Source organism: Nonomuraea sp. NPDC052129 (assembly GCF_040680095.1).
Classification (GTDB): Bacteria; Actinomycetota; Actinomycetes; order Streptosporangiales; family Streptosporangiaceae; genus Nonomuraea.
In genome coordinates, this window is record NZ_JBFAVX010000002.1 from 256,957 (window position 1) to 273,458 (window position 16,502).

The following is a 16,502-nucleotide window of genomic DNA, read 5'->3' on the forward strand; positions in this document are numbered from 1 at the left end:
TTGGACTGCAAGACGCCGCGCAGCCGGAACTCGGTTGCCCTGGGATCAGCTATTGAACCAGCCCGCCGGCGTGTAGACGGCGTCGTCGCTGGCCACGCGGTCGAGCGCCGCGCCCAGCGCGCTAGAACCGGTGTCGGCCGAAGCCGCGGCCGCGCCGACAGTGAGCGCTGCGGCCGCGGCCGCAGTAGCGGCGGCGAGGGCCGCGACTCGCCGCAGGTGTTCCAGGTTGGACTTTTCGGGCATGTGATATCTCTTTCCTATAAAGGAATTAATTACCTCCAGATCGTAGGCATGGCGATCTTCGTCTGCAAGCCTGTGTTTTTACCGTCCTTTTCAGTGGACCGTGACATTTCATGTCACAGCAGCAGCCGCTCGAGGCCTCGGCGTGGCGAAACGCCAGGTCGCGGACGGTGCTGAATGCGGGCCGGCCAGGCTACGTCCGGGGAGATGGTGTTTGAGAAGGCCACCCGTAATCCAACGGACCGCTAAGAGGAAATCGCCATAATGTTAACTTTTCTACTATTTGTCTCATTCGTTGAGTCGGCTTTCTTGCGGCGCCGCGCGTCATCGATTTCGGCATCGCTCGTGAGGCGGGCACCACGGCCACGGCGACCAGTCAGATCATGGGCACCCCTTCGTACATCGCGCCGGAGCAGCTCGTCGGCTTGCCCGCGGGCGCGCGCGGCTGGCCGCTCGACGCGGGAAAGGCGGCTGTGGAGAAGGCCGGCGACCGGAATGGTCGCGACTGGATCGGGAAGGTGGCGGCCCTGAGCCCGCCCGCCGGAGCGACCGCGTGCACCGGCTCAGGGGTGGAGATGTCGATCGGCGTCAAATGATCGGCGGCCGTTGGGCGTGCGGCAGAATTCAGCCATGCGCGTCGAGGAGCTGTCCGCGGCCGAGCGCCGCGTGTGGGAGGCGTTCCCCCGGGGCGAGCTGGTCGACTTCCGCACCGGGAAACCGGATGAGGACGACCCGGCGACCGGCGCGAGCTGGGGCCCGGAGCGGACGGTCCGCGCCGGAGTGATCACCGAGCTCCTCCTGCGGGAGGAATCAGCGCGGTCACCCGCCCTGCGGGAGGAATCAGTGCGGGTACCCACCCAGTGGGAGGAATCGGCGCGGTTACCGGCCCTGCGCCTCAAGGGCGCCCGCGTCACCGAACTCCTGGACCTGACCCACGCCACCATCGGCCACCCGGCGCGGTTCCTCTCCTGTGACTTCGAGCAGGTACCGCGCCTGTACTGGGCCCGCTGCCAGCAACTGAGCTTCACCCGGTCCCGGCTGCCCGGCCTGTCGGCGTCCAACGCCCAGATCGGCGGTCATCTGAGGCTGGAGAGCTGCCTGTTCACCGGGCGGGTGGAGTTGCGCGGCGCCCACATCGCGGGCAGCCTCACGCTCGACCACGCCCAGGTGCGGGCGCCGGGGCTCGCGATCGACTGCGACCGGCTCCAGGCCGACCGCGGGATCGCCGCCATCGGGTTGCGGGCCGAGGGCCACGTGCGGCTGTCCAACGTCAAGGTCGGCGGTACGTTGATCATGGACGACGCTCGGCTGACCGCGACCGACCGGCACGCCCTGACGCTGGACGGCCTCGTCGCCGACGGCAACGTGTTCTGCCGATGCATGACGGTCACCGGGATGATCAGCCTGCGCAACACCCGCGTCACCGGGCCCTTCGCCTTGACCGGCACCACCATCGACCACCCGGGTGAGATGGCCTTCCGCGGCTCGCGGATCACCGCCGAAGGCGGCCTGTACCTGGGCGGGACCTTCTCCGCCAACGGCACGGTACGGCTGGCGGACTCCCGCGTCGACCGCGAGCTCAACCTGACCGGCGCCCGCCTGGACAACCCCGCCGGCGACGCGCTCCAGGCAGAGGAGATCCAGGTCGAGGGCACGATCGAGGCGCGCGGGCTCACGGCACGCGGCCGGGTCGACCTGTCCCAGGCCCGCGTCACCGGATCTCTGCGCCTGGCCGGCGCCGACCTCTCCGCCCCGGGCAAGGTGGCGCTGGACGCCGACGGCATCTCCATCGGCGGCGCGCTGGCCTGCGTCGACGGGTTCCGGTCCGAAGGCGCGGTACGGCTGGCCGACGCCACCATCGGCACGTACGCCGGCTTCACCGGTGCCCGCCTGAGCAACCCCGGCGGCAAGACGCTGGACGCGGCCGCGGCGACCATCGGTAGCGGGCTGTTCTGCGGGCGCGGCTTCACCTCTGACGGGGAGGTCACGCTGATCGGCACCCAGGTCCGCCGGCACGTGTACTTCAACGACGCCACCCTCGCCAACCCCGGCGGCCGGGCGCTGGCGGCCTGGCAACTACAGGCCAGTGAGCTGTACCTACGCCCGAAGTCGGCCCCCGAAGGCACCGTCGACCTGCGGCATGCCCGCATCGGGGTGCTGCGCGACGACCCCGACACCTGGTCGCCGCGCCGGCAGGACGGCCTGACGTACGAGGCACTGGATCCCACGCTGCCCGCCGCCCGCCGGCTGGCCTGGCTCGAAGAGGGCGCGGAGGAGTACGTGCCGCAGCCGTACGAGCAGCTGGCCAGCACGTATCGGCGGCTCGGGCACGATGAGGAGGCCCGCACGGTGCTGCTGGCCAAGCAGCGGCGGCGGCGCGCCACGCTCCGCAGGCCCGCCCGCGCGTGGGGCGTGCTGCAGGACGTCACAGTCGGCTACGGCTACCGGCCGCTGCGCGCCGCCGCCTGGTTCGTCGCGCTGCTGGTCATGGGGGCCACGGTGTTCGCGCTCGATCGGCCGCCGCCCGCCGAGGCGGGCAAGGGGCCGGTGTTCAACGCCGTGGTGTACGCCCTGGACCTGCTGTTCCCGTTGATCGACTTCGGCCAGGAGAAGGCGTTCCAGCCGGCCGGCGGCGCTCAGTGGGTCGCCTACGGTCTGGTGCTGGCGGGCTGGATCCTGGTCACGACCATCGTCACCGGCATCACCCGAGCGCTGTCCCGTCAATGATCCGTCACGGGACGATGAGGGCCTGCCACGACGGCGGCATGTTGCGGGCCACCTCGATCCCAGAGAACGCTCCTCGCCGCGCAGGATCTGGTTCATGAAGATGCCCTTGCCGTCAGCAGTGATCGCGATGGTTTCGGCGAGCACCACCTCCAGCGGAACTCGCCACCGGTCAGGCCGAAGAGCTTGTCTCGTAGGGTCGCCAGCACCTCGCCCGGCGGGTCGGTGCTGGGCACGACGTGCACCTGTACCAGGACCGCCGGTCCTGAATCCCAGAAAAGACGCCGACGTGGGGGGCTACCCGACCCCATTTTCACGCCTGCGCGGCGTCACCACAGGGATAGGGGGACTGATCCGAAAAATCGGCCAGTAACCGGGCACGCGGCAGCGAGCCCTGGTGGATGACTAACGGTTAAAGCGAGTGCCGCAAGTTCGAATCCTGCCGGGGGTACCCTTCGGATCAAGCATGGGCCGCATCGCGGTGAAGGCCAGCACCGATCGGTCACCTGCTGACGGGCCGGCGGCCGGCCGGGGCACCCCTGGCAGTCGCTAGGGCTGGGAGACCTGCTTCTCCACCCAGTCGAAGACGCCGTGCAGAGTTTGCTGGTGCCGCTCTGGGCCGAAGATGTTGAGGAAGCCCGGAATCGGGTTGACCTCGAGGATGATGTAGCCGTCCTCGGTCGGCAGGATGTCGAGGCCGGCCAGTGTGATCCCCATCACCCTGGCCGCGCGCACTGCCAGTTCCTGGAGTTCGGGGGGTGCCTCGAAGTATTCGAAGCTCGCGCCTTCCAGGGTCTTGCACCGCCACGACCCGGCGGCCGGCAGCTTCAGCATGTTGATGGGCGTGACCTCGCCGGCGACGGTGATGCGGTACTCGCCGTACTGGGTCGGATAGTACGGCTGGCACACCAGCGTGCCGTATCTGGCGAGCAGTTCCTCGACCACGGCCGTCTGCGTGGGGAAGTCGGTGACGCGCTCGACGTCGACGCCGCGGTACCCGAAGGAGGGCTTGACGATGGTCGAGCCCCACTCCTTCCACGCGGTCTCGACCTCGGCCAGGGTGACGGCCGAGCGGACGGGGGGCGTCGGCAGACCGGCCTCGGCCAGCTTCTGCGCGGTGAGGAACTTGCTGTAACCGCGCACCCACACCTCGGCGGGGTCGAACAGACGCAGGCCAGGGACCTTGCTGAGCAGGGTCAGCCGCTCCACGCGGTCCTGCCAGTCATCGCCGTACAGCTTGGCCCTGGAGATGATGGCGTCGAAGGACTCGGCGTCGTGCCCGCCCACCACGAGGTTAAGGCCGCCCTTGGCCGCTGGGGTGTAGGCGAGCTCCTCCAGCGTGAACAGGGCCATCTCGTGCCCCCGTTCCCTACCGGCCTCCACCAGACAGGGGGCGTCGGGATCCATCTCGCCGTAGTCCCAGCCGAGCACGCCGATCTTCACGGTGTCCCTTCCCCCAGCGCTCCGTGACAGGTGTGTGATCGATCATGGAGCCTGTACCCGCGGCCGTGGGCGTGTCAAGCGCTGCCATGAGATCAGTCACTTATTCGGTCCTACCAAAAATGTCAAGACATGTCTTCTTAGGTGGGATTAGGGCTAGGTTTCATCGTCGACATGATCTTTATTCGACGGGGGAAGGCGCGCGCAGATGCCTATCTGGGAGACTTTGGCGACCCCAGCCCCGCCGACCGCAGCCCGCTACCGCGCGGCTGGCTGGTGGCGGGATTCCACTTTTCTCGATGATCTCGCCGACGCCGCCAAGCGGCGTCCGGACCATCAGGCGATCATCAGTTACGAGGGCGGTCAGCCGGCCAGGACCCTGACCTACGCCGAGCTGGCGGACACCGTCTCGCGCTTCGCGGGCGCGCTGCGCGAACTGGGTGTCGGCCCCGGTGACGTGGTGGTGCTCTACCTGCCCAACCTGTGGATGCTCACCCCGCTCTACCTGGCCTGCAACCGGATCGGCGCGGTGAGCTCACCGGTCATCCCGGTGCTCGGGGGGCGCGAGCTGGCTCACGTCCTGCGGGCGAGCTCGGCCAAGGTCGCCGTGACCGTCGACTCCTTCGACGGCGTCGACTACGCGGCCCGCCTGGTGGAGGCCGCACCCGAGACTCTCCAGCACCGGGTCGTGGTGGGGGACGCCGCGGCCACGGGGGCCGTCGACTTCGAGGAGTTCTTCGTCCACACCAAGCACGACCCCGGCGACGCGGTGCCGCTCGGCCCCGACGACCCGGCGCTCCTGCTGTACACCTCGGGCACCACGGGCACGATGAAGGCCGTCGTGCACAGCCAGAACACCGTCTACGCGGCCGTCAGGGCGGTGTCGGAGCCGTATGGGCTGACCGCGGACGACGTGATCTCGATTCCCAACTACCTGACCCACATGGCGGGGATGAGCTACGCGGTCTACATGCCACTCCACCTGGGCGGCACCTGTGTGATGCAGGACACCAACACCGACATGGAGCTGCTGCTCGACCTGATCGCCGCCCATCGGATCAGCTGGGCGTACTGCGCGCCGGGCTATCTGGTGAAGCTCCTGGCCGCGCAGCGCGAGAACCCGCGAGACGCCGCCAGCCTCAACCGGATCGTGTCCGGCTCGGCGCCGATCCAGCCGCAGTTGATCACCGACGTCCGTGAGGTGTTCGACATCCCGCTGCACGCTCTGTGGGGCATGACCGAGAACGGCGGCGTCACCGTCACCAGGCCGGACGACCCCGAGGGCTGGGCCGCGCACAGCGATGGACGCTCCATGCCATGGATGGAGATCAAAGTCGTCCCCGATCCGGAGGCCGAGGAAGGAGCGGGCAGACTCCTGGTTCGCGGTGCCTCGCAGTGCCTGGGCTACCTGGGCCAGCGCGAGCTGTACGAGGGCTGCCTGGACGCCGAGGGCTGGTTCGACACGGGCGACCTGGCCAGGGAGGACGGCCGCGACGGCATCCGGATCACCGGGCGCAGGGTGGACCTCATCACCAGGGCCAGCGGCCAGAAGGTCTCCACGCTGGAGGTCGAGGCGGTCCTGCTGCGCCACCCCGCGATCTCCGAGGTGGTCCTGGTCGGTTACCCGGACCCCGCGGTGCCGGGCGCCGACCTGGTCTGCGCCGTGGTGGTGCCCGACGGGCCGCCGCCCAGCCTGGAGGAGCTGCGCGACCACCTGGCGGCCGAGAAGATGGCCAAGGTGCTGTGGCCCGACAGAGTCCAGTTCGTCTGGCAGCTGCCCAAGAACTCGCTCGGCAAGGTCCTGCGCCAGCCCCTGCGCGAGCGGCTGGAGATCGCCGCGTCCCCTAGACGATGACCCGGCATCTGGAAGCGGGACGGCGCTCGCGCGCCGTCGCCCTCTGGATCATCTCGGTCGCGCAGCTCATGTTCCTGCTGGACGCGACCATCGTGAACGTGGCCCTGCCCGGCATCCAGGGGTCGCTCGGCTTCTCGGGCTCGGGCCTGGAGTGGGTCGTCACCAGCTACTCCCTCACCTATGGCGGGCTGCTGCTGCTGGGCGGGCGCGCTGGTGACATCCTGGGCCGCAGGCGGGTGTTCATCGCCGGTCTCGTCCTGTTCACCGTCGCGTCCCTGCTCGGCGGGCTGGCGACCGAATCGTGGTGGCTGCTGGCCTGCCGTGCCGTCCAGGGGGTGGGAGCCGCCGCGGCGTCGCCCGCGGCGCTGTCGCTGATCGCGACGACGTTCCCCGAGGGGCCGGAGCGGGACCGGGCGGTGGGCGTCTACTCGGCGGTGGCCACGGCGGGCGGCGGGGTGGGGCTGCTCGCGGGCGGCGTGATCACCACCTACCTGTCGTGGCGCTGGGTGATGTTCGTGAACGTCCCCTTCGGCGTGTTCATCGTCATCGCCGCGCTGCGGGTACTGACCGAGACCGAGCGGGGGCGCGACCGGTTCGATCTGGGGGGTGCCGTGACCGGCACCGCCGGGGTCACCCTCCTGGTGTACGGCCTGATCAACGCGGCCACCGACCAGGCGGGCACCGCCCACTCGGCCGACCCGGACGTGCTGGTCACGGTCGGGGTGGCCGTGCTGTTGATCGCCTCCTTCGTGGCGATCGAGCGGCGCAACCCGCACGCGCTGGTCCCGCTGCGGCTCTTCACCGACCGGGTCAGGGCCGGCACCTACATCGTGCAGATCCTCACCAGCACCGCCATGTTCGGCATCTTCTTCTTCCTCACGCTCTTCCTCCAGAAGGTCTGGGACTACACCCCGCTGCAGACCGCGGTGGTCTACGTGCCGCTGACCGCCCTGCTGGTCTTCGGCGCTCGGTTCAGCTCGCGGCTGGTCGCCAGGACGGGGGCGCGGAACCTGGTGATCGGCGGCCTGGCGACCGCGGCGGCAGGCATGGCCTGGCTGTCGCAGATCGGGAACTCCACCGGTTACCTCACCGGCATGCTCGTTCCCACGATCCTCGCCTACGCAGGGCTCGGGCTCACCGCCGTCCCGCTCACCCTGTCGGCCCTGTCGCGGGTGCCGGCCGAGGACTCGGGGATCGCCTCGGGAGTCTTCAGCGCGGCCAGGCAGGTCGGCGGAGCGATCGGCCTGGCGGTCCTGGGCACCGTGGCCTGGGCGGCCGCGGCCGCGGTCACGGGCCCCACGCCGAACGGCCGCTCGCTCGCCGACCACGCGCTGGCCGTGGGCGCAGGGCGCGGTTTCGCCGTCGCGGCGGGCATCGTGGTGCTCGCCCTGCTCATCGCGGCCCTCACCATGCCGCGTGGCAGATCATGAACGAGTTCGTGGTGATCGGGGGCGGTATCGCGGGGGCGGCCGCCGGTTACTTCTTGGCCCCGCACGGCCGGGTCACCCTGCTCGAAGCCGAGCGGACCCCCGGCATCCACTCGACGGGGCGCTCGGCCGCCTGGTTCTCCGAGTACTACGGAGGCACCGAGGTGCGCGCGCTGACCGCGGCCAGCCGCACGTTCTACGAGGCCCCGCCGCCCGGCTTCGGGGACGCCTCCCTGCTGAACCCGCGCGGCGCGCTCGTCCTGGTGCCGCCGGACGCGGGCGAGGAGTTCGACCGCGCGGTGGCCGACGGTGCTGTCGAGGTGAGCCGGGACGAGGCGCGAGAGATGTGCCCGGTGCTGCGGCCGCGATCCCATGAGCGGGCGCTGCTCCGGCCGAGGGCCTGCGACCTCGACGTAGCGGCCACCCACCAGGGGTTCCTGGCCGGGGTCCGGCGGCGCGGCGGCCGGGTGGTGACCGGCGCGCGAGTGTTGGCGATCGAGCCGGTTCCCGGCGGCCGGCGGGTCGAGACGACCGCCGGCGACTTCACGGCCGTCTACGTGGTCAACGCCGCCGGGGCGTGGGCCGACGAGGTCGCGGCCTTGGCCGGGGCCGCCCCGATCGGGCTGCGGTCGCTGCGCCGTACCGCCGCGCTGGTTCCCGGGCCGTTCGGGCACGACGCGGCGGCGGTGGCGTCCTGGCCGATGGTCACCGACCTGGCCGGGACCTTCTACGCCAAGCCGGAGTCCGGCGGGCTGCTGCTCTCGCCTGCCGATTCCACGCCGATGCCGCCGGGCGACCCCCGGGCCGACGACCTGGACGTCGCGCTGGCGATCGCCAGATTCGAGGAGGCCACCACCGTCAAGGTCACGCACGTCACCCACCGCTGGGCGGGGCTGCGCAGCTCGGTCTCCGGTGACGTACCGGTGATCGGGGAGGCGGCCGACGACCCCGGCTTCTTCTGGCTCGCCGCTCTGAGCGGATACGGCATCCAGGTCGCCCCAGCGGCGGGGCTGCTGCTGTCCGCGCTGGTCACCGGCACGCCATCGCCAGAACTGGCGGCCTGCGCCCCGGCGCTGGCCCCCGCATCCACCGCCAGGACTTCCTGATCCAGTCGGCACCGGCAGAACCGGTGCCGCCCTTGGCCCGCCACATCCCGTGGGAAAGAGATCGGACAAGCATGTCGGACACCATGTGGACCCTTCCGAATCTGGACACCGTCACTCGTCGCCGGGTACTCAACGGCCTGGCCGGCACCCAGGTCGACCACGGCCCATACCGTCCCGTGACCAGGCTCTTCGAGGAGCAGGTCGACCGCACTCCCGACTATCCGGCGCTGTCCTACCGGACGACGACCCTGAGCTACCGTGAGCTGGACGAGCTGGCCAACGGCCTGGCCGCGGAGCTGGCCGAGGCCGGCGTTCGGCGCGGCGACGTCATCCCGCTGGTGCTGGTCAACAGCCTTGAGCTGCCGCTGTCCATGCTCGCGCTGTTGAAGCTCGGGGCCGCGTTCGTGCCGTGCGACCCGGCGTGGCCGGCCGAGCGGATGCGCTCGGCGCTGGCCGTGATCGCGCCCCGGCTGGTGCTGGGCGAAGGTCACCACCCCGTCGCGGCCGACCGGGTGACGCCCTCTCCGCACCGCAGGACAGCCGAGCCGGGGCCGGAGGAGGTGGCTTACGGCGTCTTCACCTCCGGCACGACCGGGACGCCCAAGTGCGCGCTCAACGTCCACCGCGGCCTGACCAACCGGTTCAGGTTCATGTCGCGCTACTTCCAGGCCACCGGTGAGGAGGTGGTGCTGCAGAACAGCAGGCACACCTTCGACTCGGCCATCTGGCAGCTGCTGTGGCCGCTGACCACCGGCGGGTGCGCCGTCGTCCCCGAGCAGGGCGAGTTCCTCGACCTGGAGCGCACGGTCGCCACCATCGCCGAGCACCAGGTGACCATCACCGACTTCGTGCCCGCCACCCTCGCCATGATGGTCGCCCTGCTGGACACCGAGCCCGGGGCCGTGGCGAAGGTCGCCTCGCTGCGGCACCTGGTCGTGGGCGGTGAGGAGGTCGGCCCGCACGCCGTGCACCGGCTGCGGACCCTCCTTCCCGGCCTCCGGGTCTCCAACGGGTACGGCCCGTCGGAGACCTCCATCGGCATGGTCTTTCACCCCATCGACTTCGCCGACTGCGACCACATCCCGCTCGGGCGACCCATCGACAACTGCTACGCCGTCGTGCTGGACAAGGAGCTGGGTCTGCTGCCGCCCGGCGAGATCGGTGAGATCGTCGTCGGCGGCGACTGCCTGGGCATCGGCTACCTGGGCGACCGCGAGCGCACTGACAGGGTGTTCGTCCCCAACCCTTTCGCCGAGATCCCCGGTGACAAGTTGTACCTGACGGGCGACCTGGGCTGGTATGACGAGGCGGGCCTGCTGCGCTTCTCGGGACGGGCGGACCGGCAGGTCAAGGTCGACGGAGTGCGGATCGAGCTGGGCGAGGTCGAGGCGGCCGCCGCCGGCTATCCGGGGGTCAGGCAGGCCAAGGCCGTGGCCGTACGGCAGGGCACGCGCACCCGGCTCGTCCTGGCGGCCGCCGCCAACGCCGAAGTGACCTCGGCCGCGCTCCGCGAGCACCTGACCGCGCAGCTGCCGCGCACCAGCATGCCGCACCACTGCCTCATCCTGCCGGACCTGCCGCTCAGCGACAGCGGCAAGGTCGACCTCGGGGCGATCCGGGCACTGATGGAGGAGCGGCTGGACGGCGGCGCGCGGCAGCTGGTCGACGGGGCATTGGAGGAGCGGATCGCCGAAGTACTGAGGGGCGTGCTCGGGCTGGCTGACTTCGCCGTCCACGACGACTTCGTGGCCTACGGCGGCGACTCGCTGACCGCGCTCGCCGCAGTGCTCGGGCTGCGCGCGGCCGTGGGCGTGCGGGTCGGCGTGCAGGACCTGTACGAGTTCAGGACCGCGGCCGCGCTCGCCGAGCTGCTCCGAGACAGGGTGGAGCCGGCGGAGCTGGAAGAGAACGAGTCCGCATTGATGGAGCGCGACGCCCGGCTCCCCGGCGACCTGGTGATCACCACCGCCGCTCCCGGGCCGTTGCGCACCGTCCTGGTCACCGGCGCGACCGGGTTCGTCGGCGCCAGGGTCGTCCATCGGCTGCTGTCGGCCACCGACCTGCGGGTGATCTGCCTGACCAGAGCCGCCGACCACGACCACGCCCGGCGCCGCGTGACAGAAGCGCTGCGGGCCCAGCGCTTATGGGACGCGGCGGTCGCCGGGCGCCTGGAGGCGATGGCTGGTGACCTGGGCAGGCCGCGGTTTGGCCTGGACGCCGCCGAGTGGGAGTCGCTGGCGACCGAGTGCGACGCGGTGATGCACGTCGGCGCCCTGGTGAACTTCCTGTTCGACTACCGCGCGCACCGCCAAGCCAACGTGCTGGGGACGCTGGAGGTGCTCCGCTTCGCCGTCCACGGCCGGCCCAAGCCGCTGCACCACATCTCCACGCTGGGCGTGCTCGACCGGCACGCCGCGGCCTCCGGCGAACCGCTGCCCGAGGACTTCCATCCTGGCCAGGCCATCCCGCCGCGCAGCGGCTACAGCCGCTCCAAGTGGGTGGCCGAGCGGCTGCTGTGGGAGGCGCGGGACCGGGGCGCCACCGTCACCTTCTACCGGCTCGGGGAGGTGATGCCGGCCGCCGACAACGGCGTGCCCAACCCGCGCGCACTCACCCACCTGCTGCTCACGGCCTTCCAGCGGCTAGGTGTGCGCCCCGACGTGCCGATGCTCACCGACTACTCGCCGGTGGACGAGGTGGCGGCCCGACTGGTCGCGGGCCTGACAGGACCGGCAGGCGCCTTCCACGTGTTCCGCCCCGAAAGCGTCGACCTCGCCCGCCTGCTGCCGGTGCGGGAGGTGTCGGCCGCCGAGTTCATGGCGATGCTGGAACGCGACCCGGAGCTGGACACGCTGCGCGCGATGCTGACGGGCACCGACCTGGCCGAGCTGCTGGTCGACAACCCGGCCCTGTTCGTCAGGGGTTCCGCTCTTGACGCAGGATCGCTGGACGCCGTGATCGGCGCCTACCTCACTTCACTGAAGGGACACTGAGATGCGTTACCGGACGATGGGCCGCCTTGGCTGGCAGGTCAGCGAGATCGGCTACGGAATGTGGGGCATCGGCGGCGGCCCCGGCGGGTTCACCGGTTGGGACTACGATGTCGCGCCCCGCTGCCTCGACCTGGCCGTCGAGCTGGGCTGCACCTTCTTCGACACGGCGTGGGTGTACGGCAGGGGCGTCAGTGAGCAGCTGCTCGGCCGGCTCCTGCGGGACTATCCAGACCACGGGCTCAAGATCGCCACCAAGGTTCCGCCCAAGAACAGGGAGTGGCCGCCGCGCCCGTCCGACACCCTCGACGACGTCTTCCCCGCCGACCACGTCAGGGAGTACGTCCACCTCAGCCTGGATAACCTCGGGGTCGACCGCATCGACTTGCTGCAGTTCCACGTCTGGGAGGACCGGTGGACCCCGGATGAGCGCTGGCAGCGGGTGGTCGCCGAGCTGAAGGCCGAGGGCCTGATCGAGGCGTTCGGCCTCAGCGTCAACCGCTGGGAGCCCGCCAACTGCCTGCGCGCCATCGACACCGGGCTCGTGGACGTCGTCCAGGTCATCTACAACATCTTCGACCAGGCTCCGGAGGATGAGCTGTTCGAGCGGGCCCTGCGCGACGGCGTCGGCATCATCGCCCGGGTTCCCTTCGACGAGGGCGGCCTCACGGGGAGGCTCACGGCCGACACCATCTTCCCCGAGGGTGACTGGCGGGCCACCTACTTCGGTCCGGAGAACCTCGGCCCGACCGTGGGCCGGGCCGAGCGGCTGGCGAAAACGGTCCCCGACGACATGACCATGCCGGAGCTGGCGCTGCGGTTCATCCTGCACCACCCGGCGGTCAGCACCGTGATCCCCGGTATGCGCAGGCCCGAGCACGTGCGGGCCAACCTGGCGGTCTCCGACGGGACGCCGCTCGACTCCCGGCTGCTCCAGGAACTGCGGGCGCACCGCTGGGACCGCGAGCCGGCGTGGTGGTCGATGTGAGCGTGATCGCGATGTGGGCGCATCCGCGGGCGGTCTCCACCGCGTTCCTGCGGATGATGATCGAGCGCGGCGATGTCTGCATAATCCATGAACCGCTGGTCACGCTGACGGACTGGAACGAGGTGCAGGCCCCGGGTCTCGACGGCGGCACCGTCACGCTCCGCAGCCCGGGTGAGGTGCTCGGGCACCTGGCCGAGCTCGGCGTGGACCGCACGGTGTTCTTCAAGGACACGCTGGAGTATCGCCACCAGTACCTGTTCGACCACCCCGAGGAGATCGCCGGGTTCCGGCACACCTTCATCGTCCGCGACCCCGCCAAGGCCATCGCCTCGCATTACCTGATCAAGCCCGAGGTCGCCTGCCACGAGATCGGTTACGAGCACCAGTACGACCTGTTCGAGCTGGCCTGGCGAGTGAGCGGGGAGCGTCCCGTCGTCATCCGCGCCGAGAGCCTGCTGGCCGAGCCCGCCGAGACGGTCGCCGCGTACTGCCAGGCGGTCGACCTGCTGTACCTGCCGCACGCGCTCCAGTGGGTGCCCGAGGACCGCATCGAGTGGCACCGGAGCCGCCGCTGGCACCTGGACGCGATCGCCAGCTCGGGGTTCAGCGCGCCCGCAAAGGAGTACGCGGCCACAGTCGACAACGACGAACGGCTGCGCTCCTACTACGACCACCACCGCCCCTACTACGACCGTCTGGTCGAGCACGCTCTCATCTGAAGGGACTTCCATGACCGCCGCAGCACAGCACACCGAGGTCGAGCTCTCGCCGGGAGAGCAGTTCGCCCGCGCCTACCTCAAGGAGCGGGACAGCGCCGAGGTGCGCTTCGACTTCACCATCACCGACGCCTTCAAGCCCACCCAGGACCGGCCGAGGGTGACGGTGCGCAACCTGTTCAAGAAGCGCCTGATCGATACCGACACCGTCAGGGTCTGGTGCGAGTCGCGGTCCACCGCGGCCGAGGCCGCCGGGGTCCACGAGTCCGGGCTGCGCCGTGAGGCCGCCTTCAAGTTCGGCATGGCTGAGTTCGGTGTCGCGCCGATCAGGGGCTGGGTCCAGATCCCCGACGAGCTCGCTGACGACCCCGAGGGACTGGCCCGCTTCCTCGACTACCGGCTGCTGGTACGGCTGGCCACCGCGGAGAACCAGGCGCTGACCATCGGTGAGAAGGGTGTGCTGAGCCATCCCGAGGTGGCCAAGCTGCCCTACCGTGGCACCTACGTGGACGGCGTGCTCGCCGCGTGCGACGAGATCGAGCAGACCGGCGCCACGGCGCACGCGATGGTGGTCAACCCCCGCGACTACTACACGCACATGCTCGGCGCCGGCAGCCTGCTGGGCGACCTGGCCCGCAACGGCACCGTGATCAGCCGCACCCGCATGGTCGAACCCGGGTGCGCGCTGGTCGGAGACTTCGCCGTCGCCGCCCAGCTCCTCGACGCCGGACGCTCGGTCATCAAGGTCGCCGAGCCGCCAGAGGGCACCTTCGCCGCCCCGGGCGTGGCGGTCTGCGCGGAGATCTACGAGGGCGTCGCGGTCCACCTGCCAACCCACTTCTTCCACGTGATCCCCGCATAGCCCGCCGAGCCCGAACGTGAGCCCCCGAGGGTCGCCGAAGCCGGTCGGCCACCACGGAGCGGGCGGGGCGGCTCGGAGCCAAGGCACCGAGCCGCCCCGCGTCCCACGCCTGCCTCACGCGCCGCGCGGAGGTGGTCGCTGCGGTGACCAGCGTCCGACGCAACCGCACCACGCTGGTCATCGCACACCGGCTGTCGACCATCCTCACCGCCGACCACATCATGGTGCTGGAAGACGGTCACGTGGCCGACGTGGGCACCAACCGGGAGCTAATCGAACGGCCCAGCCCACCGGGTCAGCAAAGGCGTGAGAGGCTCGACCTCAAAGAACACGGTCGACCGGCTGTCACGCCCGTCCGCGAGGAAGCCCTCCACCTGGTCTATCCGCTGGAGCGGCCCTTCGCGTGGCGGCCAATGGGCGTGATCAGGTGAAATGCGCGCTTCGCACGAACGCGACCGCACCGAGCGCGGCGATCCACGAGCGGCCGAATAACACCGCCGCCAGCCTGGCCGTGCCGTCGCCGGTCAGCCTGGAGTAGCGCCTCAGTCGCCTGCCACCGGCTTCCAGAGCACGGCGTGCTGCTGGCCATCGAGATACATCGCGTTCCCGGCGATCTCCCCGTGGACGTTGATGGCGTTGGCGGCCGTCGCCGTGCCGCCCGCGGGGTCGGGAAGCAGAGCCGGTGCCTGCGAGGGGTCGGTCCACACCGCCGCGCGGGTGGTGCCGGAAGCTGTGTCGCAGGTGTGCGTCCCGACGATCACGTCCCCGTCGTTGATGGCCTTCGGGCGGGCCACGCCGCCGCGGTCCTCAAGGCGCCGCATGCCCGTCTCGGGATTCCACACGAAGCCGGCCTGGAGCACGCCGTCCGCGTCGAGCGCTGACTGGCCGACAACCTGTCCCTGGTTGTTGAGGCCGCTCGCCTCGCTCCAGATGCCGCCCAGAGTGCCCAGCTCGGTGACGGTGCCGTTCTCCCACAGGAAGGCGCGCTGGGTCTGCTGGTTGGCCGGCAGGCCCGCTCTTTCGGTGCGGCGATGAGTGCCGGCGATCTGGCCGGTCGTGTTGATGCCCGTGGCCTCGCTGCCGGCGGCGAGGTCGAGATCGGTCTTGACTCCGTTCCGGATCACGAAGGCCTGCCTGACTCTGATGTGGCCGGGCAGCAGGGTGCTGTATTCGCCGACGATGGCGCCCTGGTTGACGTCCCTGGGGAACGCGGCGAACCCCCCGAAGGTGCCCAAGTCCTGCATCGTCCCTTTGTGCCAGAGGAAGGCGTGACCTTTCTCCGACTCCGTGTAGCTGCCGCCGACAACATGGCCTTCCTCGTCGATCCCAGAGGCGTCGCCCCTGGGGCCGCCGAGGGTGCCCACGTCGATGATCTCGCCGCTGTCCCAGACGATCGCCCGGGTCGCGCCGGTCGCGTTCCGGCTGAAACCAGCGATCTGTCCCAGGTCGTTGATGTCGAGCGCACCGCCGGTCACGCCGAGGTCGACGGCCTCCCACCGGTCGGTCGCCGTCGGGCACTCGTCCGCCGCGGCCGGGCTCGCCCCCAGCGCCTGCCCGGCCGACGTCATCGGGCTCGCCCCCAGCGCCTGCCCGGCCGACGTCATGAGGAGGGCGCTCGCCAGGATTGTGAAGCTCTTGCTCGTGAATCGCATGATCATCACCGCACATCGGGTAGCCGATAATTCAAAACGATCATAAAGATAAACGCGTCGTCGATTTTCGGCAAGAGTTGACAGCCGGGAAATCGGCGAGAAAAGCATCTCCCGAATAGACGCTCTCTGCACAGGTTGGCGCCGCCGCGGCCCGGTGATCACGAACAGAAAGGGGAACGTCACAATCCGCTTCTCGGCGCGAAAGCAGAGATGCGGACCGAGAAACCCGGCACCACCGGTGATGGCCGCGGTGGGACGGCTCATAAGCACATCTCAGGAACTTGCCCGGTCAGGGCCCTCGGACAAGGTAGGTTGAATTTCTTTGGCTTTACTTACGCGGCGGAACGCCGGCCACCTTTACTCTCGGTTATGCGCGGGCTTGCGCTGTGTAAGATTTTAATCCTCCACTTTGATTTCGGGCCGATGCTATGTCCGGTTGATTGCCGGCGCCAAGACATCCTTCATGAACAACGTCAGCTCGGGCAGGCTTTTTTGGCCTGCC

At 70.0% G+C, this 16,502-nt stretch carries 13 protein-coding genes; 10 read left to right on the plus strand and 3 right to left on the minus strand.

The genetic code is table 11. From position 1 onward, the window contains the following. Nucleotides 1-45: 45 nt before the first annotated feature. Complete coding sequence (locus AB0L53_RS06070) at nucleotides 46-243, minus strand: hypothetical protein (protein WP_363991017.1); 198 nt, start codon at nucleotides 241-243, stop codon at nucleotides 46-48. A gap of 380 nt (nucleotides 244-623) precedes the next feature. On the opposite strand from AB0L53_RS06070, the gene AB0L53_RS06075 reads away from it, so the two are divergent. Both AB0L53_RS06075 and AB0L53_RS06080 read left to right on the plus strand, forming a co-directional pair. Then, complete coding sequence (locus AB0L53_RS06075; protein ID WP_363991020.1) at nucleotides 624-836, plus strand: hypothetical protein; 213 nt, start codon at nucleotides 624-626, stop codon at nucleotides 834-836. Between the two features lie 34 nt (nucleotides 837-870). Beyond that, nucleotides 871-2,967, plus strand: coding sequence for a hypothetical protein (locus AB0L53_RS06080; protein ID WP_363991023.1), 2,097 nt, complete (start codon nucleotides 871-873; stop codon nucleotides 2,965-2,967). Nucleotides 2,968-3,513: 546 nt separating this feature from the next. Here the strand turns inward: AB0L53_RS06080 and AB0L53_RS06085 are convergent. After that, nucleotides 3,514-4,407 (minus strand): ATP-grasp domain-containing protein, encoded by an 894-nt coding sequence (locus AB0L53_RS06085; protein WP_363991026.1) that lies wholly within the window; start codon nucleotides 4,405-4,407, stop codon nucleotides 3,514-3,516. Nucleotides 4,408-4,612: 205 nt separating this feature from the next. Between AB0L53_RS06085 and AB0L53_RS06090 the strand changes: the two genes are divergently transcribed. From AB0L53_RS06090 to AB0L53_RS06125, 8 genes are all read left to right on the plus strand, one after another. After that, the gene (locus AB0L53_RS06090) at nucleotides 4,613-6,259 is read left to right on the plus strand and encodes an AMP-binding protein (protein ID WP_363991029.1); all 1,647 of its coding nucleotides are present in this window, start codon (nucleotides 4,613-4,615) and stop codon (nucleotides 6,257-6,259) included. After that, nucleotides 6,256-7,689, plus strand: a complete 1,434-nt coding sequence (locus AB0L53_RS06095) for an MFS transporter (RefSeq protein WP_363991032.1) — start codon at nucleotides 6,256-6,258, stop codon at nucleotides 7,687-7,689. Before AB0L53_RS06090 ends, AB0L53_RS06095 begins: the two co-directional genes overlap by 4 nt. Beyond that, the gene (locus AB0L53_RS06100) at nucleotides 7,686-8,792 is read left to right on the plus strand and encodes an FAD-binding oxidoreductase (protein ID WP_363991035.1); all 1,107 of its coding nucleotides are present in this window, start codon (nucleotides 7,686-7,688) and stop codon (nucleotides 8,790-8,792) included. Before AB0L53_RS06095 ends, AB0L53_RS06100 begins: the two co-directional genes overlap by 4 nt. Before the next feature lie 71 nt (nucleotides 8,793-8,863). After that, nucleotides 8,864-11,785, plus strand: a complete 2,922-nt coding sequence (locus AB0L53_RS06105) for an amino acid adenylation domain-containing protein (protein ID WP_363991038.1) — start codon at nucleotides 8,864-8,866, stop codon at nucleotides 11,783-11,785. A gap of 1 nt (nucleotide 11,786) precedes the next feature. Next, complete coding sequence (locus AB0L53_RS06110; RefSeq protein WP_363991041.1) at nucleotides 11,787-12,770, plus strand: aldo/keto reductase; 984 nt, start codon at nucleotides 11,787-11,789, stop codon at nucleotides 12,768-12,770. Continuing rightward, a complete protein-coding gene (locus AB0L53_RS06115; RefSeq protein ID WP_363991043.1) occupies nucleotides 12,767-13,489 on the plus strand; it encodes a hypothetical protein in 723 nt (240 codons plus the stop codon). Before AB0L53_RS06110 ends, AB0L53_RS06115 begins: the two co-directional genes overlap by 4 nt. Before the next feature lie 10 nt (nucleotides 13,490-13,499). Beyond that, nucleotides 13,500-14,348 (plus strand): family 3 encapsulin nanocompartment shell protein, encoded by an 849-nt coding sequence (locus AB0L53_RS06120; RefSeq protein WP_358535990.1) that lies wholly within the window; start codon nucleotides 13,500-13,502, stop codon nucleotides 14,346-14,348. A 143-nt stretch (nucleotides 14,349-14,491) separates the two neighbouring features. Continuing rightward, on the plus strand, nucleotides 14,492-14,779 hold the full coding sequence (locus AB0L53_RS06125) for a hypothetical protein (RefSeq protein ID WP_363991047.1): 288 nt from the start codon (nucleotides 14,492-14,494) through the stop codon (nucleotides 14,777-14,779). A 111-nt stretch (nucleotides 14,780-14,890) separates the two neighbouring features. Here AB0L53_RS06125 and AB0L53_RS06130 read toward each other — a convergent pair whose 3' ends face one another. Further along, nucleotides 14,891-16,264, minus strand: coding sequence for a hypothetical protein (locus AB0L53_RS06130; protein ID WP_363991050.1), 1,374 nt, complete (start codon nucleotides 16,262-16,264; stop codon nucleotides 14,891-14,893). Nucleotides 16,265-16,502: the final 238 nt, after the last annotated feature.